This window comes from Streptomyces sp. NBC_00503 (assembly GCF_036346895.1).
Lineage (GTDB): Bacteria > Actinomycetota > Actinomycetes > Streptomycetales > Streptomycetaceae > Streptomyces.
This window is the reverse complement of the sequence record NZ_CP107855.1, coordinates 2,556,909-2,578,125: the sequence shown is the minus strand read 5'-3', so window position 1 is coordinate 2,578,125 and position 21,217 is coordinate 2,556,909. Positions and strand designations below refer to the sequence as shown.

Genomic DNA, 21,217 nt, shown 5'->3' with positions numbered 1-21,217 from the left:
GTCGTACGCCACACTGAGGTCCGGTGCCCCCGTCCTCGGAGCCCTGTGGAGGTCGCCCCCGTGCAGACCCAGAGCCTGACCGTCAGCGTGAGCCCGCCCGGAAACGCCGCCGCGGAAGCCGAAGCCGCCGGCGAAGAGCCCGAGGCGGACGCCGTGGACGAGGAGGAGCCCGAGGAGGAGCCCGAGGTCCGTGAGTTGGCCGAACCGGTGCCCGCGCAGCGCAGGCGCACGAGTGACAGCTCCGCCGGAGCGGGCCCGTCCGCCGACCTGTTCCGCCAGTACCTGCGGGAGATAGGCCGCATCCCGCTGCTGACCGCCGCCGACGAGGTCGATCTCGCGCGGCGCGTGGAGGCGGGACTGTTCGCCGAGGAGAAGCTCGGCAGCGGAGAGCGGCTCGATCTCCAGCTCACGCTCGACCTGGACAAGCTCGTCGTCATGGGCCGGATGGCCAAGCGCCGCCTCATCGAGTCGAACCTGCGGCTCGTCGTCTCCGTAGCCAAGCGCTACGTGGGCCGCGGACTGACCATGCTCGACCTGGTCCAGGAGGGGAACCTCGGACTGATCCGGGCCGTTGAGAAGTTCGACTACGCCCGCGGCTACAAGTTCTCCACCTACGCCACCTGGTGGATCCGCCAGGCCATGTCCCGGGCCCTCGCCGACCAGGCCCGGACCATCCGCGTGCCGGTCCATGTGGTCGAGCTGATCAACCGCGTCGTCCGCGTCCAGCGCCGCATGCTCCAGGAGCGCGGCTACGAACCCACCGCCGAAGAGGTCGCCGCCCACCTGGAGCTGACCCCCGAGCGGGTCCTGGAGGTGCTGCGCCTCGCCCAGGAGCCGGTCTCGCTGCACGCCCCCGTGGGCGAGGAGGACGATGTCGCGCTCGGCGACCTCATCGAGGACGGCGACGCCGCCTCGCCCGTGGAATCGGCCGCGTTCTTCCTGCTCCGCGAGCACCTGGAAGCGGTCCTGTCCACCCTCGGCGAGCGGGAGCGCAAGGTCGTCCAGCTGCGCTACGGGCTCGCCGACGGCCGTCCGCGCACCCTGGAGGAGATCGGCCGGATCTTCGGCGTGACCCGCGAGCGGATCCGCCAGATCGAGTCCAAGACCCTCAACAAGCTCCGCGACCACGCCTTCGCCGACCAGCTCCGCGGATATCTGGACTGACGGGGCGGGACGGGGCGGGGCGGGAACGGGGAAGGGGCGCCCCGAAGGACGCCCCCACCCGCTCGCGCCGGAAGGTCAGTCGACCTCGGCCACCGCCTGCGCGAACTGCGCCGCGTACAGCCGTGCGTACGCGCCGTCCGAGCCCAGCAGCTCCTCGTGCGTGCCCTGCTCCACGATCGAGCCGCTCTCCATCACCAGGATCAGGTCGGCGTCGCGGATCGTGGACAGCCGGTGCGCGATCACGAAGGAGGTGCGGCCGGCCGCGAGGCGGGCCATCGCCTTCTGGATCAGCACCTCGGTACGGGTGTCCACCGAGCTCGTCGCCTCGTCGAGCACCAGGATCACCGGGTCGGACAGGAACGCCCGCGCGATGGTGATCAGCTGCTTCTCGCCCGCGCTGACGCCCGCGCCCTCGTCGTCCAGCACCGTGTCGTAGCCCTCGGGCAGGGTACGGACGAACCGGTCGGCGTGCGCCGCCCGCGCGGCCTCCTCGATCTCGGCGCGCGTCACCTCGCCCGCCCGTCGCCCGCCGCCACCCTGACCGAGTGCGCTTCGCGCACCCCCTCCTACTCCGGCTCCGTAGGCGATGTTCTGCGCGATGGTGCCGCCGAACAGCCAGGTGTCCTGGAGCACCATGCCGATGCCGCTGCGCAGTTCCTCGCGGGTCATCTTCGCGATGTCCACGCCGTCGAGGGCGATCCGGCCGCCCGTGACCTCGTAGAACCGCATCAGGAGGTTGACCAGCGTGGTCTTGCCGGCGCCGGTCGGGCCGACGATCGCGACCGTGTGGCCGGGGTCGACCGTGAGCGAGAGGTCCTCGATCAGCGGCTTGTCCAGCTCGTAGCGGAAGGCGACCTTGTCGAAGGTGACCTGTCCGCGCACGGTCTCGGGGCGCTCCGGAACCTCGACGTCCGGGTCCTGCTCCTCCGCGTCGAGCAGCTCGTAGACCCGCTCCGCCGAGGCGACGCCGGACTGCACCAGGTTGGCCATCGAGGCGACCTGGCTCAGCGGCATCGAGAACTGCCGGGAGTACTGGATGAAGGCCTGCACGTCACCGATCGACAGGGTGCCGGAGGCGACCTTCAGACCGCCGACGACCGCGACGAGCACGTAGTTGATGTTCGAGATGAACATCATCACGGGCTGCATGATCCCGGTGACCAGCTGCGCCTTGAACGAGGCCTTGTACAGCTCCTCGTTCTGCTCGGCGAAGAGGGCCGCGGACTCCTTCTGCCGGCCGAAGACCTTGACCAGGGTGTGGCCCGAGTACATCTCCTCCACGTGCGCGTTGAGCGCGCCCGTGGACTTCCACTGCGCCACGAACTGCGGCTGGGACTTCTTGCCGATCTTCGCGGCCACGTACCCGGAGACCGGAATGGTCACCAGGGCGACCAGCGCCAGCACCGGGGAGATCCAGAACATCATCGCCAGCACGCCGACGATGGTGAGCAGCGAGTTCATCAGCTGCCCCATCGTCTGCTGGAGCGTCTGCCCGATGTTGTCGATGTCGTTCGTGGCCCGGCTGAGCACCTCGCCGCGCTTCTGCTTGTCGAAGTACGACAGCGGCAGCCGCGACAGCTTCGCCTGGAGGTCCTCGCGCATCCGGTACACGGTGCCGTTCTGGATGTGGTTGGACAGCCGTGTCGCGACCAGCATCAGCAGACCGGCGAGCGTGAAGACGGCCAGCGCCCACAGCGCCACCGCCCCGACCGCGCCGAAGTCCACGCCCTTGCCCGGGGTGAAGTCGGTGCCGGACAGCATGTCCGCCATGCCGCCGTTGCCGTGGGCGCGCATCCCCTCCAGGGCCTGTTCCTTGGTGAGCCGCGGATCCAGGTTCTTGCCGACGATCCCGGCGAAGACCAGGTCGGTGGCCTTGCCGAGGATCTTCGGACCGGTCACCGAAGCGGCGACGGAGCAGATGACCGCGACGACCATGCCGAAGAGCTTGGCCCGGTCGCGGGCCAGCTCGCGCAGCAGCCGCTTGCCCGAGCCCTTGAAGTCCATGGACCGCGTCGTCGGCGGTCCCATCATCATTCGTCCTCCGGGCCCGCTCATGCGGCCTCCGCCTCCGTCAGCTGGGAGAGCACGATCTCCCGGTAGGTCTCATTGCCGGCCATCAGCTCGTGATGGCGTCCCTCGCCCACGACCTGCCCCTCGTCGAGGACGATGATCCGGTCGGCGTCGCGGATCGTGGAGACCCGCTGGGCGACGATGACCACGGTCGCGTCCTCGGTCTCGCGGGCGAGCGCGGCGCGCAGCGCCGCGTCCGTCGCGTAGTCCAGGGCCGAGAAGGAGTCGTCGAACAGGTAGATCTCCGGGCGCTGTACGAGCGTGCGCGCGATCGCGAGCCGCTGGCGCTGGCCACCGGAGACATTGGTTCCGCCCTGGGCGATGGGCGCGTCGAGCCCGCCCTCCAGCTCGGAGACGAAGCCCTTGGCCTGCGCCACCTCCAGCGCGTGCCACAACTCTTCGTCGGTGGCGTCGGGGCGCCCGTAGCGCAGGTTGGTGGCGACCGTCCCGGAGAACAGGTACGGCTTCTGCGGCACCATGCCGACCGTCTTGGCCAGCAGTTCCGGGTCGAGGCGGCGTACGTCCTCGCCGTCGACGAGGACCTCGCCGCCGGTCGCGTCGAACAGCCGGGGGACCAGGCCCAGCAGCGTGGACTTGCCGCTGCCCGTGGAGCCGATCACGGCGGTGGTCTCGCCGGGGCTGGCCAGCAGGTCGACCCCGCGCAGGACGGGGGACTCGGCGCCCGGGTAGCGGAAGTCGGCGCCGCGCAGTTCGAGGCGGCCGTGGCTCAGCAGCTTGCGGACCGGGTCGGTGGGCGGGACCACGCTGGAGTCGGTGTCCAGGACCTCCTGGACGCGCTCGGCGCAGACCTCGGCGCGCGGCACCATCATGAACATGAAGGTGGCCATCATCACGGCCATGACGATCTGCATCAGGTAGGCCAGGAAGGCCGTCAGCTGGCCGATCTCCATGCCGCCGCTGTCGACGCGCATCGCACCGAACCAGATGACGGCGACGCTGGAGATGTTCACGACCACGATGACGGTCGGGAACATCAGCGCGAGCAGCTTGCCGGCCGCCAGCGAGACGCCGGTCAGGTCGGCGTTGGCCTCGCGGAAGCGGTCCTTCTCGTAGTCGTCGCGGATGAAGGCGCGGATCACCCGGTTGCCGGTGATCTGCTCGCGCAGGACCCGGTTCACGGTGTCCAGGCGCGTCTGCATCGTGCGGAACAGCGGCCGCGTCTTCAGGACGATCGCGCCGACCGACAGGCCCAGGACGGGGACGACGGCGAGCAGGACGCCCGACAGCTTCACGTCGAGGGAGAGCGCCATGAAGATGCCGCCGACGCACATGATCGGAGCCGAGACCATCAGCGTGAAGGTCATCAGGACGAGCATCTGGATCTGCTGCACGTCATTGGTCGTGCGGGTGATCAGCGAGGGCGCGCCGAACTGGCCGAGCTCGCGTGCGGAGAAGCTCTGCACGCGGTCGAAGACGCCGGCCCGCAGATCGCGGCCGAAGGCGGCGGCGGTGCGGGCGCCGAAGTAGACGGCGCCGCAGTTGCAGACGAGCTGCACGAGCGAGACGCCGAGCATCAGGGCGCCGGAGCGCAGGATGTAGCCGGTGTCGCCGTGGACGACACCGTTGTCAATGATGTCGGCGTTGAGCGTGGGCAGGTAGAGGCTCGCGCTGGTCTGCAGCAGTTGCAGCAGGACCAGCACGGCGATCGGTTTCCGGTACGGACCGAGGTGGGTCCGCAGAAGTCGTATGAGCACGCGCAGGCTCCGGTCGGCATATCGAGGGGGTTCACCCCATCTTCGGCCAACCGGGTGCCCGATCCCCACCGGTTTTCGCAAAGCCCGGCCAAAAGGAGTAGACCGGCCCGCTTCGGTCCTAAGCCTCCGCGAGCCGGTCGCGAGCCCGTTACGAGTCTTCGTGCCGGGCCCGCCGGGTTTAGAAGGCGCCCGGGTGGATCTGCTCCCGCGTGGCGATGTACTGCTGGCGCACGCCCTGCCAGGCGGGGTACTCCTCGTCCGGCTCGAAGACCTGCGCGGCCGGGGCGGGCCACACCGGAGGGGTGTGCGGGGTCAGCGTGCCGCGTGCGACGCCCAGCGCCCACGCCGCCTGACGGGCCGCGCCCAGGGCCGCGTAGTCCGCCGGCGCCGGTACGACGATCTGCGTGCCGAAGAGCCCCGGCGCGAAGGCCTGGACCGCGGGCAGCTCGGCCGCCGCGCCCAGCAGGAACACCCGGCGGATCTCCACCCCGCGGCTGCGGAGCACGTCGAGCGCGTCGACCAGCCCGCACAGCATGCCCTCGAAGGAGGCCCGCGCCAGGTGCTCCGGCTTCATGGAGTCCCGGCGCAGCCCCGACAGGGTCCCGGCGGTCTGCGGCAGGTTCGGCGTCCGCTCACCCTCCAGGTACGGCAGGAGTACGAGTCCGTGGGCGCCCGGGGTCGACTTCAGCGCGAGCTCGCTCAGCCCGTCCAGGTCGGTGCCCAGCAGTTCGGCGGTGCCGCGCAGGGCCCGTACCGCGTTGGAGACGTTCACCACGGGCAGGTGCATCCCGGCGGCGTCCGCGAGCGAGGTGATCAGCCCGCCCGGCTCCGACAGCGCCTCGTGGTGCACCGCCATCACCGACCCGGACGCGCCCAGCGAGACCACCGCGTCGCCGGGGCCCATGCCGAGCCCGAGCGCGGCGGCCATGGTCTCGCCGGTCCCGGCGGAGATCAGCAGCCCCTCGGGCGTGGTCCCGGCGGCTTCGCAGGGGCCGAGCACCTCGGGCAGCAGTGCCCGGTGCCCGAGCGCCAGCTCGACGAGGTCGGGGCGCCAGGAGCCGGTGGCCGCCGACCAGTACCCCGTGCCGGAAGCGCCGCCCCGGTCGGTGGTCCGCCGGGCCGGGCGGCCCAGCAGCTGCCACACCAGCCAGTCGTGGGGGGACATCACCACGGCGACCCGGCGGGCGGCCTCGGGCTCGGTACGGGCCAGCCAGGCGAGCTTCGCGAGCGGTTGCGCCGAATGGGGGACGGAGCCGACGGCTTCGACCCAGGCCTGGCGGCCGCCGAGGGACTCGATGAGATCGGCGGCGGCGACCTGGCCGCGCTTGTCGTTGCCCACCAGGGCGGAGCGGACGAGGCCGCCCTGCGCGTCCAGTGGCAGCACGGCGTGCTGCTGGGCGGAGACCCCGATGGCTTCGACGCCTTCGAGGAGCCCGCCGCCGGCGGCCTCTCCGAGGGAGAGCAGCCAGGCCTGCGGGTCCGTCTCGTGCGGTACGGCGTCGCCGGTGGGCTGCGGATGGGGGGCGTACCCCTGGCGCAGCACGGCGCCCGTCTCGGTGTCACAGACGACGATGCGAGTGAAGGCGGAAGAACTGTCCAGCCCGGCGACTATCCCCATGCGGAGAATTCTGCCGCACGTATGGACGAACTCCGCCGCCCCGAGCCCCGCGGGACCCCGGCCGGAGACCGGCCGGGGCCCGCACGGCTTGTCCCGGAGGTTGCCGTCAGGTGTTGCTGGTGCCCCAGTCGTCCTCGCCGGCGCCGCTGCCGCCGACCCGGGCGCGCAGGCCCCGTACCCGCCCGGCCAGGGCGTCGGGCACGGCGTCGCCCACCTTGTCGCTCACCGCGGCGAAGGCCTTGCCCGCGAAGTCGCGGCTGCTGTGACCTGCGGTCTCGGCGGCGTTGCGGACGACCGGACTCTGCGCCAGCTCGCGCGCGGACTTCTTCAACTGTTCATAACGCTCGCGCCCGGCCCGGGTCCCGAGCACGTACCCGAGGGCCAGCCCGACCGCGAACGTGACCTTGTACCGCATGCCTGTCACCCTTCGTCGTGTGGTGCCCGGCCTGCTGTCGATACCGATTGGCGGAGCACCCCCCTGCTTGCGCTAATCTATGACTCGCAACGGGCGCTCGCCCCCTGGCCAAGGCCGGAGGTGGGCTGTTCGGTGCAACGCAGCAATCCCCTGTAGCTCAATTGGCAGAGCAGCCGACTGTTAATCGGCAGGTTACTGGTTCGAGTCCAGTCGGGGGAGCGCGGTCCCCTGTAGCTCAATTGGCAGAGCAGCCGACTGTTAATCGGCAGGTTACTGGTTCGAGTCCAGTCGGGGGAGCAAGAGAGAACGAGGACCCCGTGTGGGTCCTTTTTCTTTTTTTCTGCCCCGGTCCGGAACCGCGCGGAGCCCGATGCGGTCTCTCTGGGCAGGCGAAGCCGATCATGCGAGGCATCCGAGGCAGGAGATCGTATGAGCGGCTATGCTGCGGCAGACGGCGCGCACACATGTACGCGCCACGCCGTGAAGGGGCGGTAGCTCAGCCGGTTAGAGCAGCGGACTCATAATCCGTCGGCCGTGGGTTCGAGTCCCACCCGCCCCACTGCGAGCCGCAGGTGAAGAAACGATCTCACCTGCGGCTTTGGCGTTTCCGGGGCTTTATCCGGTTTTCCTGGCGGGGGAGAAGCGTGGCAAGAGGCGATGAGGCCCGGGTACAGGCGGTCTTCGAGGAATGGCTGGTCGCCCGGGGTTGGAGTCTGCGCGGCGTGGCCGAGCGGGGCCATGTCGACGTCGACGCGGTCCATCGCGACGGCCGACGGCTGCTGGCCGAGGTCAAGGGTGCGACTGCCGCGACCGGGACGGACGTCGACACGGCCTACGGCCAACTCCTGCGCCGGATGACCGATGAGGAACGCACCTCCTATGCCGTCGTGGTCCCCGAGGGAGTCGCCACGACCGCGGCGCGCCGGGTTCCGGACCGGGTTCGGCGGACTCTGGGCATCGCCCTCTACAGCGTCACCTCCGAGGGTGCGGTGCACGGCCCGGTCTGAGCGGCGGGGGCCGCAGGCCGCGGAGTCGGGGGCCTGCGGCCCGTGCGGGCCGGCGGGACGGGTCAGAAGGCCTCCGTTTCGTCTGCCAAGTAGCGCAGGACGTCCGTCAGGTCGCCGCGGCGCGCGAAGGCTGCGCGTTGGCGGTGGGCGCCCGAGCCGTCGCGCAGGAGCGACGCCATGGTTTTCGCGGCGTGGTCGAGGTCGCCGGCGGCGGCCAGGTCGGGGGCCACCAGGTCGAGGAGGGCCTCCGCCAGGTCCGCCGCCGGGAGTTCGGTGCCCGTGTACGGGTCCAGGCCGAAGCCTTCGAGGCCGTCGTGGGCCGCGCGCCAGCGGGCCAGGCGCAGTACGTCGTCCCGGACGGGCGGATCGGGGCGCTGCTCGGCGATCTCCCGCAGGGCCGTCGCGACGAGGGCGCGGGCCAGTTCGGCCTGGAGGACGGCCGAGTCGAGGTCCGGGGACATGTCGGGTGCCCGGATCTCGAGGGTCGGCCAGTTCCCCGAAGGGCGCAGGTCCCAATAGACCATCTTCGTGTCGAGGGCCGCCCCGGAGCCGAGCAGGGTCTGCACCGAACGCCGGAAGTGGGCCGTCGAGGTGAAGTGCGGGGGCAGGCCCGCCGAGGGCCAGCCCGACCAGGCCATCGCCCGCCAGCTCGCGTGGCCGGTGTCGCGGCCGCCCCAGAAGGGCGAGTTGGCCGCCAGTGCGATCAGGGTGGGAAGCCAGGGTCTGACCCGGTTGGACACCGCGACGGCCGTGTCCACGTCGAGGGTGCCGATGTGGATGTGCCGGCCGCAGCTGACGAGGGTGTCGGTGAGGGCGCCGAAGCGCCGGTGCTGCTCGCGCTGGCGCGGCTCGTCATCGGTGAGGTGGAGCGGGCCCTCCACGGCGAACACCGGCGAGGGGGCCGCCAGCAGCCGGCAGCCGTGGGCGCGGGCCGCCCGCGCGAGGGTGCGCCGCAGTCCGGCGAGCTCCCTGCGCAGGGTCGCCGCCGAGTCGGCGACCGGGGTGGAGATCTCCACCTGGTAGCGGGTGCCCTCGGGGTGCAGTTCCTGGGGGAGTCCCGCGGCGGTGGACAGGACGAGCGGGGCGGCCGGGACCACTCTCAGGGTGCGGGCGTCGATGAGGAGGAACTCCTCCTCGACCCCCACGGTGAGCGGGAAGACCGGATCGGCCGCGCTCGGGGTGCTGGTGCTCGTGGTGCTGGTGCCAGGTTCGATCACTGCGCCTCCCTGGACATACGAGTCTTTTCATCATGAGCTGAACTCCAGGCGAGGAGCGCACGTCTATTCGGTCAAATGTCCGGTGATAGTGGCGAGTTACCGGCAGGATCCGGCCCGCCGCGGGGCCCCGGATTCCGGTGGGGCGATTGTTTCGGGCGGGTGGCGGGGGAGTGCGGTCCGCCGAAAATCCGGCCGGACGCCGGGTGGCGCCTGGTTAAGATCCGATGTGACTCGTACAACGGCTCCACCCTCGCCCACGCGCCCCAGGCGCCGCATATTCGCCGACCTGACCCCGCTGAAGACCTCTGCGGACTACCGGCGCCTGTGGATCGGTGGAACCATTTCCTGGCTCGGCCAGGCGATGACGGCCCTCGCGATCTCGCTCCAGGTCTACGAGATCACCGGCTCCAGCTTCTCCGTCGGACTGGTCGGGCTCTTCTCGCTCGTCCCGCTCGTCGTCTTCGGCCTCTACGGCGGCGCCATCGCCGACACCGTCGACCGCCGCAAGCTCGGCCTCTACAGCTCCCTCGGCCTGACTGCCCTGTCGATCGCCCTGGCCTGCGCCGCGCTCCTGGACTACCACCGGGTCTGGCTGCTGTACTCCGTCGTCGCGCTCCAGTCCCTGTGCGGGGCGCTCAACGGGCCGGCCCGCTCCGCGATGATCCCGCGGCTCCTGCCCAACGAGCAGCTGCCCGCCGCCAACGCGCTGAACTCCGTCACCATGACCTTCGGGATGACGGCCGGCCCGATGCTGGGCGGGGTCATCGTCGGCTGGTGGGGCTACCAGGCCGCCTACCTGATCGACGCCGTCACCTTCAGCGCCGCCCTCTACGCGATGTGGCGGCTGCCGTCGATGAAGCCGGAGCGCGAGGAGGGCGACAAGGGCCGGGCCTCCGTACTCGACGGCCTGCGCTTCCTCGGCACCCGGCCCAACATCCGGATGACCTTCTTCTCCGACCTGGCCGCCATGGTGCTGGCCCAGCCGAAGGCGCTGTTCCCGGCCATCGCCGTGCTCTGGTACGGCGGCGACGCCAAGACGGTGGGCCTGCTCGTGGCCGCGCCCGCGGTGGGCGCGCTGCTCGGCGGGCTGTTCTCCGGCTGGCAGGGGCGGATCCGCCGGCACGGGGTGGCGATCCTGATCTCCGTCGCCGGCTGGGGGCTGGCCATCGCGGTGTTCGGGCTGACCCGCAACCTCTGGCTCGGGCTGCTCTTCCTGGCCCTGGCCGGCGCCTCGGACACCGTGTCGATGGTGTTCCGCACCACCATGCTCCAGGCCGCGACCCCCGACGACATGCGGGGCCGCCTCCAGGGCGTCTTCATCGTGGTCGTCGCGGGCGGTCCCCGGCTAGGCGACTTCCTCGCCGGGACCGCCGCCGACCTCACCTCCCCGGGCGTCGCGATCACCGGCGGGGGGCTCGCGTGCGTCCTCGTACTGGCCCTGCTGGCCCTGCGGTGGCGGGGGTTCGCCCGGTACGACGCGCGGTCGCCGCAGGCCTGAGCGGGACCGGAGCCGGGACCGGAGCCGGGATCCGAGGGGCCCCGGGCAGCACAGGCGCGGGGCCTACGCGTCCACCGGCTCCCGGGTGCGCTCGCCGCCCTGCGCGCCGGTGTTGGCCGTGCCGGTCGGCTCGAACAGCAGGATCGCCGTCTCCTCGTCGGCCTGCGGGCAGTGCTCCACCCCGCGCGGGACCACGTGGATCTCGCCGGGGTTCAGTACGACGTCCCCGGCCCGGAGCCGGATCGTGAGGGTGCCGCTGACGACGAGGAAGAGCTCGTCGGTGTCCTCGTGGGTGTGCCAGACGAACTCGCCCTGCACCTTGGCGATCTTGACCTCGTAGTCGTTGACGCGGGCGATCCGGCGCGGGGCCCACTGCTCGGTGAAGCCGGCCAGCTTCTCTGCGATGTTCACCGCGCGCGTGCTCTCGGATGTGGTCATGCGGACAGGCTGCCCGGTGCGGCGGGGCCCGGTCTTGTACGTTCCTGACATGGCCGCGATATCCCGTCCGCGCAGCACGGTCCACGCCTGGAAGCCGCAGGTGCCGGGCATCGCAGAGGTCTTCCACGCCCGGTTCACCGACCACGCCTACCCGGCCCACGTCCACGACACCTGGGCCCTGATGATCCTCGACGGCGGCCGCGTCGACTTCGCGCTCGACCGCGAGCGGCACGGCGTGGGCGTCTCGGACACGGTGATCCTGCTCCCGCCCGGGGTGGTCCACGACGGCCGCACCGTCACCGAGGCCGGCTTCCGCAAGCGCGTGCTGTACCTGGAGACCTCGCTGCTCCCGCCGTCGCTGACCGGAGCCGCCGTGGACGCCCCGCTGCTGCTCGACGGCGCCCTGCGCGAGCGGGTCCACGCACTGCACGGGGCGCTGGGCGGGCGGGACGATCCTCTGGAGGCGCAGTCGCGGCTCGTCTTCGTCCAGGAGCGGCTGCGCGGGTGGCTGGAGGGGCGGCCCGTGATTCCGTACGGGGTTCCGGATGCGCGGACCGCCGTCCGACTGCGCGAGCTCCTGGACGCGCGGGTCCTCGGCGGGATCACCCTGGACGAGGCTTCCGCGCTCCTGGGACACGCCCATCCCACCCACCTGATCCGCAGCTTCCGGCAGGCGTTCGGGCTCCCTCCGCACGCCTACCTCACCGGGCTCCGGGTCGCGCGGGCGCGGCGGCTGCTGCTCGCGGGGATGCGGCCGGCGCAGGCGGCGACGGCGGCGGGGTTCTACGACCAGGCGCACCTGACGCGGCACTTCGGGCGCCATGTGGGGATCAGCCCGGCGAAGTTCGCCCGATCCGGCCGGGTGTGAAGGGAAGTCGGCGGGTTCGTTGCCGTTGCGTTGCCGGGTCTTCCGTTCTCTTTCGATTCGCCATATGACAGCTCGGTAGACCTACTTGCGCCGGTCGCCCCGCTGACTCCCCTTGATCCAGGAGGAAGGCCTTCATGCGCCTTCGTACGCTCGTCACCGCCATCGCGGCCACCACCGCGCTCTGCGGAGCGCTCGCCCCGCAGGCCCTCGCGGCCCCGGTGGGGTCCAAGGCCCCGAGGGAGGACCGGTCCTGCTCCCCGTACCTCTCGGTCGCGGGCTACTCGGACTCCCTGGACAAGACCGGCATCGACGGGAAGTTGGTCGGCGGGCTCTCCGGGATCTCGGTGGACAAGGACGGCACGATCGCCGCGATCTCCGACAAGTCGGCGCTGTACAGGCTGGAGGTGGGCCGCGGTGACACCCCGACGGCCAAGGCCACCGCGCGGCTGCCGCTGACGGTCGACGGAACCGCAACCGGCAAGGTCCTCGACTCCGAGGGGATCGTGGTCGACCGCGACGGCTCGTACCTGGTGACCGACGAGACCACCCCGGCGATCCGCCGCTACAGCCGCACCGGCCGGGTGCTGGAGACGCTGCCGGTCCCCGACGCCTTCAAGCTCGCTCCCGAGGGCCGGGCCACCGTCAACCAGACCTTCGAATCGCTGACCCTGCTGCCCGGAGGGCACACCCTGGTGGCGGGGGTGGAGGGCGTGCTGGCCGGAGACGGGAAGGACGCGCAGGGGCGGACGCTCCAGCGGATCCAGACCTGGGAACGGCGCGGCCGCGACGGGCAGTTCGTGCTGGGCCGCCAGTACGCGTACCCGGTGGACGCCGGGCACGGACTGGTGGAACTCGCGCCCACGCCCGACGGCCGGCTCCTCGTGCTGGAGCGCGGATTCACCCAGCAGTTCAAGATCACGGTCCGGCTGTACGTGGCTGACCCCCTCGGCGCGACGGACACCTCGAAGGTGGCGGCGCTGGCCGAGGGCCCGGGGCTGCGGACCGCGCGCAAGACGGCCATCGGCGACTTCGACGGCTGCCCGACGCTGGGCGCGCCGTCGAAGCTGCCGCAGAACCACCCGCTGGTCGACAACATCGAGGGCATGGCGGTGACCGGCCACGACGGGCTCGGCCGCGTGCGGCTGCTGCTGGTCAGCGACGACAACGAGCTGGCGCAGCAGATCTCCCGGCTGTACCGGATGGACGTGAAGCTGCCGCCGCGCAGCCGGCGTTAGCCCTTCGGCTCCTCCAGCGGGACGATTCCGCGGGCGACGCCCAGGGCGACCAGGTCCTGGGGGCGGATGCGCAGCTGGTCCGCCGTCGCCGGGGCCGCCTCCGGGGGGCGCTTGAGGATGGCCGCCGCCAGTTCGGGGGCGATCACCGAGAAGTAACTGTCCGGGGTGACCCAGGTGTTGCCCGGTGCGGCCAGGGCCAGGGCGCCGCCCGAACCGCCCTCGCCGATCAGCAGGGTGGTCACGGGGACGGTGGCCGAGGCGAGCACCGCGAAGGTGTCGGCGATGGCCGCGCCCGCGCCCGCGTGTTCGGCGGCGGCGTCGTTGGCCGCGCCCGGGGTGTCCACCAGGGTCAGCACCGGGATGCCGAGCCGGTCCGCGAGCCGGATGACGCGGGCCGCCGTACGGTAGCCCGCCGGGCGGGTGGCGGTGCCGCACTGGGCGGCGTACGCGACCGCCCCGCCCTGTCGGAGGCCGAAACCGCACAGCATCCCCGGGTCGGTGCCGCCGGCCCGGTCGCCGGAGAGGGGCAGGCGCAGGTCGAAGTACGCGTCCAGGTACTGCGGTGCGTGCGGCCGGGCGGGGCGGCGGGCCTGGCGCACGGCGTCCCAACCGGTGGGCGGAAGCGGTACGTCGGCCAGCGCGGCCGGCGGCGCGACGGCCTCGGGGGAGCGGGGCGCGGCGAACACCCGCAGCCAGGCCGCCAGGGTCGCGGGCAGCTCCGCCGCGGGGACGACGGCGTCCACGTGCCCGGCGGCGTACTGCCCCTCGGCGGTGTAGGCCGCCGGGTCCGCGTCGGCCGGCCGCACCCGGGAGCCGGCGAAGCCGACCTGGGCCCCCGGCAGCGCGAGCACCACGTCGGCCCCGGCCCCCAGGGTGGCCCAGCCGCCGCCGGTGGTGGGGTCGCGCAGCACGGCGATCTGCGGCAGGCCCGCGGCGCGGGTGAGGGCGCACTGGCGGGCTGCGCGCTGGAGTTGGGTCAGCGCGAGCATGCCCTCCTGCATCCGGGATCCGCCGGTGGCGATCAGCGACACCAGGGGCAGGCGGTGGGTGCGGGCATGGGTGTAGGCGGCTTCGATGCGGTCGCCGGTGCGGTGGCCGAGGGATCCGCCGAGGAAGCCGAACTCGAAGGAGATCAGGGTGGCGGGGTGGCCGTCGACCAGCGCGGTGCCGATGACCACGGACTCGTCCTCGCCGGTCCGCTGCGCGGCGCGCTCGCGGGAGTCGCCGTAGCCGCTCCAGGCGAGGGGCCCGTCGGGGGCCGACTCGCCTGGTGGGACGGGGAGTTCGGCGAAGCTGCCGGGGTCGGTCACGGAGGCGATGGCCGCGCGGGCCGATTGGCGGATCGTCACGGGGTCACCCTAGGGCCTGTCGTCCATTGGCTGGCTGCCCCGTGACGAACGTCGCTCGCAGGCGGCTGGGAGACGACTTAGATCGGGGATTCCCAGGTCAGTGTGGTGCCGCTGCTGCCCGAATCCGTCTGGCCGTCGTCGGAGACGGTGAGGCGGGCGCGGGTGGGGACCGCGTCGACCTCGACCTCGATCGAGGTGACCCCCGAGCGGCGGTGTGCCGCGGCCAGGGCGCCGCGCAGGGCCGAGAGGAGGTCGGTGGCCACCGGTTCCGGGAGCAGGGCGTCCACCGCGCCCGCGAAGTGGACCGACGGCTGGAAGCCCAGCAGGACCGCCGCCCCGCCGGTCTCGCGCAGGACCCGGCCGCGGAAGGTGGTGGGGGCGTCGGTGGGGGGCTGCTGGAGGGTGAAGATGGCGGTGCGGACCTCCTGGATGGTGGAGTCGAGCTCGTCCACCGCCCGGCTGAGCTCGTCGCCGACCGTATCGCCCGCCGGGGAGGAGACGGAGCGCTTCCTCGTGCTCTCCAGCATCATCTCCGTGGCGAACAGCCGCTGGACCACCAGGTCGTGCAGGTCCCGCGCGATGCGGTCGCGGTCCTCGTAGACCGCCAGCTGCTCGCGGTCGTGCTGGGCGTCGGCCAGGACCAGGGCCAGGGCCGCCTGCGAGGCGAACTGCGAGGCGAGGAGCCGGTCCACCGCGTCGTACGGCGGGCCGCCCCGGGACCGGGGCAGGGCCAGGGTGCCGATCAGCTGGCCGCCGCTCTGGAGCGGGAGCATCATGCTGGGGCCGAAGCGCTCCCTCACGTGGGTGGTCATCCGGGGGTCCGTCGCGGAGTCCTCTATGAAGACCGGTTCGCCGCCCAGGAGTTGTTCCAGGACCGGGGAGCCCGGCGCGATGGCCGTGCCGACCAGGTCCCCCGGGTCCCCGTGGGTGGAGGCGGCCACGATCTCCATGCCGCCCTCGGGGGTCGGCTGCAGGACCACCCCCGCCTCCGCGTCCGCCAGCAACCGGGCCCGTTCGGCCACGCACATCAGGGCGTCCGCCGCGGGCCGGCCCGCCAGCAGGGTGGTGGTCACGGCGGCCGCGCCCTCGATCCAGCGCTCCCGGCGGCGCGCGGTCTCGTACAGCCGGGCGTTGCCGATCGCTATCCCCGCCTGCGAGGCCAGGACGCGCAGCAGGGCGAGGTCCTCGTCCGTGAAGGGGCCGCCGCCGCGCTTCTCGGTGAGGTAGAGGTTGCCGAACACCTCGGTGTGGACGCGGATCGGGACGCCGAGGAAGCTGCGCATCGGCGGGTGGCCCGGCGGGAAGCCCGCCGAGCGGGGGTCCTGGCTCAGATCGTCCAGCAGCAGGGGGCGCGGATCGGCGATGAGCGCGCCGAGCAGGCCGGAGCGGCCGTCCGGCAGGTGGCCGATCGCGGCCTTCTCGGCCTCGCTCACCCCGGCCGTGAACAGTTCGGTCAGCCGGATGCGCTCGGGGTCGACGACCCCGAGCGCACCGTAGCGGGCCGCGCACAGCTCGGTCGCCGAGTCCACGATGTGCTGGAGGGTGGTCCGCAGTTCGAGTTCGGAGCCGACGCTGAGCACCGCCTCCAGGAGGACGGGCAGGCTGGAGGGGTGCCCGTCGCCGTCGTCCGGGGGGAGCGGTTCGGCGTGCGTCATTCGGCCAGCGGGTTCAGGACCATGGGGGAGATCTTCCCTTCCAGCATCATGCCGAGACCCAGTACCGCGCAGATGTCGGGCCGTTCCGCGATGGCCACCGGCATTCCGGTCGCGTCGCGGAGCATCTGGTCCAGGCCGGGCAGCAGGGCGCTGCCACCCACCATCATGATCCCTCGGTCCGTCAGGTCCGCCACCAGGTCCGGCGGGCAGTCGCGCAGCACCTTCCCGATGCCGTCGAGCACGGCGGTCAGCGGGGTGTAGATGGCGTCCCGGACGGCCGCGGTGTCCACGTGGACGGAGCGGGCGAGTCCGGTGGACACGTCGCGGCCGTGGATGAGGGTGGAGGCCGGGCCCTCGGCGGTGATGCCGTTGCCGTGCAGGGCCAGCTGGAGCGGGCGGACGGCCTGGCTGGGCAGCATCAGCTCGTGCGCGTGGCGCAGGTGCTGGACCACCGCGTGGTCGATGGCCTCGCCGCCGACCGGGATCCGTACGGCGGTGACGATCGAGCCGAGGGACAGGACGGCGACCTGGGTGGCAGCGGCCCCGCACACCATGATCATCGTCGCGGTCGGCTGCTCCACGGGCAGGCCGCAGCCGACGGCCGCCGCGATCAGGGTGTCGACCAGTTCGACGCGGCGGGCACCGAGTCCGACGAGGGTTTCCACGGTGGCCCGCTGGGCGAGCGGGTCGGCGTCGTGCGGGGTGCAGGCGGCGGCCCGCAGCCGCGGCTTGCGGCGCAGGGCGCGCCGCAGCTTCTCGCCGAGGAGGTGGCGCAGCATGCGCTGGGCCATCTCGATGTCCACGACGGTGCCGCCGGAGACGGGGCGCACGACGCGGATGTAGTCGGGCGTGCGGCCGGTCATCCGTTCGGCGAAGGTGCCGACGGCGATGAGTGCGCCGGTCCGCGTGTTCACCGCGGCGACGCTGGGCTCGTCCACGACCAGCCCGGCGCCCTTGACGTAGACGCGGGTTCTGGCTGCTCCGAGGTCGACGGCAACGTGGCAGCGGCGCAACTGCTCAAGACTGACGGTCACGGCAGATCCTCCCGAGAGCGCTGACGCAAGAAGACCGGCGAGTGCCGGTCACACTTCGTATCTTCTCGGGTGAATTACCCGTATTGCCCGATTTGATGCTCCGGGTGGGGGGTGTCGTGCGATACGGGAGGGGTGCGAGAGGCGCCGGAGGGTGCTGCACGGGGGTGGATTTCTGTCCCGACAGGCGCGACCATGCCCGCACTGATCGTGCTACTGGCGCGTAACAAGGTAAAGGGGACTCCATGCTGACGGCCCGCCAGAGACTGCTCGCCCTCCTGACGCTCTGCCTGGCGCTGCTCGCCGCGCCCGTCCTCCCGGCCCAGGCGGCCGTCCCCGCCTCCGGACACGTTCCGGTGGTCTTCGTCCACGGCTACAACGCCGATCCCGGAGTCTGGGGTTCCCTGCGCGAGGACCTGCGCGCTGACGGGTACGCCGACTCCGAGCTCTTCTCCTTCGGCTACGACACCCACCAGTCCGTCAACGAGGTCCTCTCCGGCCGTCTCGCCGCCTACGTGGACGAGGTCCGCCGCCAGACCGGCGCCGCCCGCGTGGACCTCGTCGCCCACTCCTTCGGCTCGCTCGTCACCCGCTGGTACGTGAAGTTCGGCGGCGGCGGCGCCTGGGTGGACCACTGGGTCTCCCTGGCCGGCCCCAACCACGGCACCTCCACCGCTTGGGCCTGCGCCCTGTGGGACCAGGCGTGCCGCGACATGACCCCCGGCTCGTACGTGGTGAAGAACCTCAACGCGGGAGACGAGACCCCCGGCGCCGTGAAGTACGCGACCTTCTGGTCGAACTGCGACGAGGTCATCAACCCCGACGACAGCGTCCCGCTCACCGGCGCCGCGAACACCCCCGTGGGCTGCCTCAAGCACAACGACCTGCTCGGCGACGACCCCACCTCGGCGGGGGTACGGGCCTTCCTGCGCTCCTAGTGCTGCGTCAGGGGAGGTCCGCCCGTACGGAGACCTCCTGGAGCAGCCCGTACGTGAACTCCGCGACGCACGCCCGCCCCGACGCGGTGAACGCGAGCCGCCACCGCGTCGGTGCCGTCCCCTCCATCGGACGCACCGGCGCGAAGGCCCGCGCCACCTCGTCCACCGTCGCCGACCAGGGCAGCAGGTCCTGCGGCGACTCCAGTACGGGGCCTCGCGCCCCCGGAGCCCGGACCAGCCACTCGTTCCAGACGCCCCCGTCCGGCGCGGCGAGCACCTCGAAGCGCAGGTCGGGCCAGAGCGGTACCCGCCACAGCAGGGCCTCGCAGGTCAGATCCCCGATCGCGCGGGACCCGGTGGACTCCGGCGGGCCGAGCACCGAGCGGTAGCGGGCCAGGGCGCCCCGGGAGCGGGGCGACCGGACCATGGCCTGCCAGCGCTTGTTGGCCTCCCGCTGCTGCGCGAGCGAGGCGCCGAGTCGGTGGCGGGCCTCCTCGGCCAGACCGGGCTGGAAGTCGGCCATCCGGCGCAGCAGCACCAGCTGGAAGTCGGCCGGGCCGAAGGATTCCCGGGCGGCCGGGCTTGGGTTCACGGGCATGGAGGAAACGATTCCACACAGGATCCTTACGTTCCCGCGATGCGGATGTTGCCGCTGAACGCATAGCCTGCGGGCGCCATGAACTACTGCCCCGCCTGCCGGAGACACCTCAACGGCGCGCTCGCGTGCGCCGGGTGCGGAACCCCGGCCGAATACCTGATACCCGCCGCGCCCGCCGGACCGGCCGCGGCTCCCGCCGCGGAGCCGGTGCCCACCGCGCTCGCCGACGTGTACGCCGACTCCCTCGTCGTACTGTCCGGCCCCGAGCGGGGCCGGGCCGGTGCCCGCCGCCGCTCCGGGCGCCGGCGGCGTCGCCGGACCGTGCTGACGGTCGGGCTCGGGCTGGTGCTCGCGACCGGTGCCTCGGTGGCGATGGCCCGGATGGCGACCGACGGGGGGAGCTCCGACCGGGCGGCCAGGGTGGAGCTGACGGACAACGCCGGTCCCACGGCTCCGGCCCCGCTGCCGAGCCTGGAGGGTGCCCCGGCCGCGCCGTCGGCCCTGCCGCCGGGCAAGGGTTCTGCCACCGCGAAGGCCACCGCCGGGGCTGCGAAGACGGCCGGGCCGGGCCGCGCCACCGGGGGGCCCGGGACCCCCGGGGTCACTCCGCCGGCCTCCGCCCCGGGGGCGCCGGGGCCGACGCGGAGCGCTCCCGGGACAGGTGGGACCGTAAAGCCGACCGCACCGGGGCAGCCCGCGCCGAGCGGGTCCGGGACGGCGCAGCCCACCGCGTCGGCCAGCCCGACGCCCACGGCCAGCCCGACCTGCCGGTTCTTCTGGCCCTTCTGCTGAGCAGCTGAGCGGCCGGGCCGGGCCGGGCTCAGCCCAGCATCCGCCTGAGCAGGTCCCGCAGGACCGTCCGCTCCTGCGTGGAGAGGCCGGCCAGCGGTTCGCGCGCGAAGTCCAGCGATTCGCGCAGCCGGTCGGCGGTCTGCAGTCCCTCGTCGGTGGGCGCGGCCAGCTTCACGCGGCGGTCGGCCGGGTCCGGGCGGCGCTCGACCAGACCGCGGGTCTCCAGGCGGTCCACGATGCCGGTGATGTTGGACGGCTCGCACTTCAGTTTCTGGGCGATCTTGCGCATCGCCATCGGCTCCAGCGAGAGCAGATTGAGGACGCGGGCCTGGGCCCCGGTGAGCTGGTGGCTGGCGGCCGCGTGCTCGTATTCCTCGTGGTAGCGGGCCACGACGGTACCGATGAGCTCGACGACCTCAACGGTCAGGGGGTCTACGCGACGACTGGGCATGGAACCAGCGTACCCATTTACTTGACAACATGAAATATCCAGGCGCATGGTTGTTTCACGTTGTGAAGCATTTCCACCCCGCATCTCCACCCCCATCCTGGAGCGACGCATGTCCGAGATCCCTGCCGTCAGCCGTGAGTGGCACCTCGTCCGCCGCCCGCAGGGCTGGCCCGTCGCCGAGGACTTCGCCCTGCGCGAGGCCCCGGTGAACACCGAGCCCGCCGCCGGCCGGATTCTGGTGCGCAACCTCCACATGTCCGTGGACCCGTACATGCGCGGCCGGATGAACGACGCGAAGTCCTACGTCCCGCCCTTCCAGCTCGACCAGCCCATGCAGGGCGGTGCGGTCGGCGAGGTCGTCGCCTCCGCCGCCGAGGGCTTCGCCGTGGGCGACCACGTCCTGCACCCGCTGGGCTGGCGCGAGTACGCGGAGCTCGACGCCGCGCACGCCACCAAGGTCGACGCCTCGCTCGCCCCGCTCTCCGCCTACCTCGGCGTGCTCGGCATGCCCGGCCTGACCGCCTACGCCGGACTCTTCGAGGTCGCCTCCTTCAAGGAGGGCGACGCCGTCTTCGTCTCCGGAGCCGCCGGTGCGGTCGGCAGCCTCGTCGGCCAGTTCGCGAAGCTCAAGGGCGCCTCCCGCGTCATCGGCTCCGCCGGATCCGACGAGAAGGTGACGCTCCTCACGGAGAAGTACGGCTTCGACGCCGCCTTCAACTACAAGAACGCCCCCGTCGCCGAGCAGCTGCCGCAGGCCGCCCCCGAGGGCATCGACGTCTACTTCGACAACGTCGGCGGCGACCACCTGGAGGCGGCCATCTCCGCCCTCAACGTGAACGGCCGGGCCACCCTGTGCGGGGCCATCGCCCACTACAACGACACCGAGGTCGCGCCCGGTCCGCGCAACCTGATGATGGTCATCGGCAAGCGCCTGCGCCTGCAGGGCATCCTGGTCAGCGACCACGCCGGGCTGCAGCCGCAGTTCGTCCAGGACGTGGCCGGCTGGCTGCGCTCCGGGCAGCTCGTGGCCGACGAAACGGTCGTGGAGGGCGTGGAGAACGCCACCGAGGCCTTCCTCGGAATGCTGCGCGGGGACAACACCGGAAAGATGATCGTTTCTTTCACCCGTTAGGCTCACTCCACACCGTCGTGACGCGT

General features: G+C 72.2%; 19 protein-coding genes and 3 tRNA genes. 11 read left to right on the top strand and 11 right to left on the bottom strand.

Features of this window, described 5'->3' with window-relative positions:
• Window positions 1-60: 60 nt before the first annotated feature.
• Window positions 61-1,164: an RNA polymerase sigma factor gene (locus OG490_RS12080; RefSeq protein ID WP_330296284.1), complete on the top strand. Its 1,104-nt coding sequence runs from the start codon at window positions 61-63 to the stop codon at window positions 1,162-1,164.
• Between the two features lie 75 nt (window positions 1,165-1,239).
• Here OG490_RS12080 and OG490_RS12075 read toward each other — a convergent pair whose 3' ends face one another.
• The 4 genes from OG490_RS12075 to OG490_RS12060 all read right to left on the bottom strand — a co-directional run bounded on the left by OG490_RS12075 (window position 1,240) and on the right by OG490_RS12060 (window position 6,982).
• Complete coding sequence (locus OG490_RS12075; RefSeq protein WP_330296283.1) at window positions 1,240-3,219, bottom strand: ABC transporter ATP-binding protein; 1,980 nt, start codon at window positions 3,217-3,219, stop codon at window positions 1,240-1,242.
• Window positions 3,216-4,949 carry an ABC transporter ATP-binding protein gene (locus OG490_RS12070; RefSeq protein WP_330296282.1) on the bottom strand — a complete coding sequence of 578 codons (1,734 nt, stop codon included), beginning with the start codon at window positions 4,947-4,949 and terminating at the stop codon, window positions 3,216-3,218. The genes OG490_RS12075 and OG490_RS12070 overlap by 4 nt, the downstream gene beginning before the upstream one ends.
• 178 nt (window positions 4,950-5,127) lie before the next feature.
• Entirely contained in the window at window positions 5,128-6,567 is a 1,440-nt protein-coding gene (locus OG490_RS12065) for an FGGY family carbohydrate kinase (RefSeq protein WP_330296281.1), read from the bottom strand.
• 106 nt (window positions 6,568-6,673) lie between these two features.
• On the bottom strand, window positions 6,674-6,982 hold the full coding sequence (locus OG490_RS12060) for a YtxH domain-containing protein (protein ID WP_330296280.1): 309 nt from the start codon (window positions 6,980-6,982) through the stop codon (window positions 6,674-6,676).
• Between the two features lie 146 nt (window positions 6,983-7,128).
• Between OG490_RS12060 and OG490_RS12055 the strand changes: the two genes are divergently transcribed.
• The 4 genes from OG490_RS12055 (at window position 7,129) to OG490_RS12040 (ending at window position 7,989) form a co-directional block, all read left to right on the top strand.
• Window positions 7,129-7,201, top strand: a tRNA-Asn gene (locus tag OG490_RS12055).
• A 5-nt stretch (window positions 7,202-7,206) separates the two neighbouring features.
• A tRNA-Asn gene (locus OG490_RS12050) sits at window positions 7,207-7,279 on the top strand.
• A 188-nt stretch (window positions 7,280-7,467) separates the two neighbouring features.
• A tRNA-Ile gene (locus OG490_RS12045) sits at window positions 7,468-7,541 on the top strand.
• A gap of 85 nt (window positions 7,542-7,626) precedes the next feature.
• Window positions 7,627-7,989 carry a hypothetical protein gene (locus OG490_RS12040; protein ID WP_330296279.1) on the top strand — a complete coding sequence of 121 codons (363 nt, stop codon included), beginning with the start codon at window positions 7,627-7,629 and terminating at the stop codon, window positions 7,987-7,989.
• A 62-nt stretch (window positions 7,990-8,051) separates the two neighbouring features.
• Here the strand turns inward: OG490_RS12040 and OG490_RS12035 are convergent, their stop codons facing one another.
• Window positions 8,052-9,206, bottom strand: a complete 1,155-nt coding sequence (locus tag OG490_RS12035; protein WP_330296278.1) for a carboxylate-amine ligase — start codon at window positions 9,204-9,206, stop codon at window positions 8,052-8,054.
• A gap of 226 nt (window positions 9,207-9,432) precedes the next feature.
• On the opposite strand from OG490_RS12035, the gene OG490_RS12030 reads away from it, so the two are divergent.
• Window positions 9,433-10,704 (top strand): MFS transporter, encoded by a 1,272-nt coding sequence (locus tag OG490_RS12030; protein WP_330296277.1) that lies wholly within the window; start codon window positions 9,433-9,435, stop codon window positions 10,702-10,704.
• Between the two features lie 63 nt (window positions 10,705-10,767).
• Here OG490_RS12030 and OG490_RS12025 read toward each other — a convergent pair whose 3' ends face one another.
• The gene (locus OG490_RS12025) at window positions 10,768-11,142 is read right to left on the bottom strand and encodes a cupin domain-containing protein (protein WP_330296276.1); all 375 of its coding nucleotides are present in this window, start codon (window positions 11,140-11,142) and stop codon (window positions 10,768-10,770) included.
• 49 nt (window positions 11,143-11,191) lie between these two features.
• Here OG490_RS12025 and OG490_RS12020 point away from each other — a divergent pair, with 49 nt between their 5' ends.
• Both OG490_RS12020 and OG490_RS12015 read left to right on the top strand, forming a co-directional pair.
• On the top strand, window positions 11,192-12,010 hold the full coding sequence (locus OG490_RS12020; protein WP_330296275.1) for an AraC family transcriptional regulator: 819 nt from the start codon (window positions 11,192-11,194) through the stop codon (window positions 12,008-12,010).
• Between the two features lie 134 nt (window positions 12,011-12,144).
• The gene (locus OG490_RS12015) at window positions 12,145-13,245 is read left to right on the top strand and encodes an esterase-like activity of phytase family protein (RefSeq protein WP_330296274.1); all 1,101 of its coding nucleotides are present in this window, start codon (window positions 12,145-12,147) and stop codon (window positions 13,243-13,245) included.
• On the opposite strand, the gene OG490_RS12010 is transcribed toward OG490_RS12015, so the two are convergent.
• From OG490_RS12010 to OG490_RS12000, 3 genes are all read right to left on the bottom strand, one after another.
• The gene (locus OG490_RS12010) at window positions 13,242-14,594 is read right to left on the bottom strand and encodes a carboxyl transferase domain-containing protein (RefSeq protein ID WP_330296273.1); all 1,353 of its coding nucleotides are present in this window, start codon (window positions 14,592-14,594) and stop codon (window positions 13,242-13,244) included. The genes OG490_RS12015 and OG490_RS12010 overlap by 4 nt on opposite strands.
• A 77-nt stretch (window positions 14,595-14,671) precedes the next feature.
• Entirely contained in the window at window positions 14,672-16,249 is a 1,578-nt protein-coding gene (locus OG490_RS12005) for a sensor histidine kinase (RefSeq protein ID WP_330296272.1), read from the bottom strand.
• Window positions 16,246-17,283 (bottom strand): rod shape-determining protein, encoded by a 1,038-nt coding sequence (locus tag OG490_RS12000; protein ID WP_330296271.1) that lies wholly within the window; start codon window positions 17,281-17,283, stop codon window positions 16,246-16,248. Before OG490_RS12000 ends, OG490_RS12005 begins: the two co-directional genes overlap by 4 nt.
• A 242-nt stretch (window positions 17,284-17,525) precedes the next feature.
• On the opposite strand from OG490_RS12000, the gene OG490_RS11995 reads away from it, so the two are divergent.
• The gene (locus OG490_RS11995; RefSeq protein WP_330296270.1) at window positions 17,526-18,218 is read left to right on the top strand and encodes an esterase/lipase family protein; all 693 of its coding nucleotides are present in this window, start codon (window positions 17,526-17,528) and stop codon (window positions 18,216-18,218) included.
• 7 nt (window positions 18,219-18,225) lie between these two features.
• Here OG490_RS11995 and OG490_RS11990 read toward each other — a convergent pair whose 3' ends face one another.
• Window positions 18,226-18,816, bottom strand: a complete 591-nt coding sequence (locus OG490_RS11990) for a hypothetical protein (RefSeq protein ID WP_330296269.1) — start codon at window positions 18,814-18,816, stop codon at window positions 18,226-18,228.
• A gap of 78 nt (window positions 18,817-18,894) precedes the next feature.
• Here OG490_RS11990 and OG490_RS11985 point away from each other — a divergent pair, with 78 nt between their 5' ends.
• Window positions 18,895-19,608 carry an SCO2400 family protein gene (locus OG490_RS11985; protein WP_330296268.1) on the top strand — a complete coding sequence of 238 codons (714 nt, stop codon included), beginning with the start codon at window positions 18,895-18,897 and terminating at the stop codon, window positions 19,606-19,608.
• 28 nt (window positions 19,609-19,636) lie between these two features.
• Here OG490_RS11985 and OG490_RS11980 read toward each other — a convergent pair whose 3' ends face one another.
• Window positions 19,637-20,059 carry a MarR family winged helix-turn-helix transcriptional regulator gene (locus OG490_RS11980; RefSeq protein ID WP_330296267.1) on the bottom strand — a complete coding sequence of 141 codons (423 nt, stop codon included), beginning with the start codon at window positions 20,057-20,059 and terminating at the stop codon, window positions 19,637-19,639.
• Between the two features lie 109 nt (window positions 20,060-20,168).
• On the opposite strand from OG490_RS11980, the gene OG490_RS11975 reads away from it, so the two are divergent.
• Window positions 20,169-21,191, top strand: coding sequence for an NADP-dependent oxidoreductase (locus OG490_RS11975; RefSeq protein WP_330296266.1), 1,023 nt, complete (start codon window positions 20,169-20,171; stop codon window positions 21,189-21,191).
• Window positions 21,192-21,217 lie beyond the last annotated feature (26 nt).

What these genes read in the sequence shown, in the direction of transcription:
- OG490_RS12075 (WP_330296283.1), bottom strand. Translation starts at nt 3,219, where the DNA reads ATGAGCGGGCCCGGAGGACGAATGATGATGGGACCGCCGACGACGCGG.
- OG490_RS12065 (WP_330296281.1), bottom strand. Translation starts at nt 6,567, where the DNA reads ATGGGGATAGTCGCCGGGCTGGACAGTTCTTCCGCCTTCACTCGCATC.
- OG490_RS12060 (WP_330296280.1), bottom strand. Translation starts at nt 6,982, where the DNA reads ATGCGGTACAAGGTCACGTTCGCGGTCGGGCTGGCCCTCGGGTACGTG.
- OG490_RS12025 (WP_330296276.1), bottom strand. Translation starts at nt 11,142, where the DNA reads ATGACCACATCCGAGAGCACGCGCGCGGTGAACATCGCAGAGAAGCTG.
- OG490_RS12020 (WP_330296275.1), top strand. Translation starts at nt 11,192, where the DNA reads ATGGCCGCGATATCCCGTCCGCGCAGCACGGTCCACGCCTGGAAGCCG.
- OG490_RS12015 (WP_330296274.1), top strand. Translation starts at nt 12,145, where the DNA reads ATGCGCCTTCGTACGCTCGTCACCGCCATCGCGGCCACCACCGCGCTC.
- OG490_RS12005 (WP_330296272.1), bottom strand. Translation starts at nt 16,249, where the DNA reads ATGACGCACGCCGAACCGCTCCCCCCGGACGACGGCGACGGGCACCCC.
- OG490_RS11995 (WP_330296270.1), top strand. Translation starts at nt 17,526, where the DNA reads ATGCTGACGGCCCGCCAGAGACTGCTCGCCCTCCTGACGCTCTGCCTG.
- OG490_RS11990 (WP_330296269.1), bottom strand. Translation starts at nt 18,816, where the DNA reads ATGCCCGTGAACCCAAGCCCGGCCGCCCGGGAATCCTTCGGCCCGGCC.
- OG490_RS11985 (WP_330296268.1), top strand. Translation starts at nt 18,895, where the DNA reads ATGAACTACTGCCCCGCCTGCCGGAGACACCTCAACGGCGCGCTCGCG.
- OG490_RS11980 (WP_330296267.1), bottom strand. Translation starts at nt 20,059, where the DNA reads ATGCCCAGTCGTCGCGTAGACCCCCTGACCGTTGAGGTCGTCGAGCTC.
- OG490_RS11975 (WP_330296266.1), top strand. Translation starts at nt 20,169, where the DNA reads ATGTCCGAGATCCCTGCCGTCAGCCGTGAGTGGCACCTCGTCCGCCGC.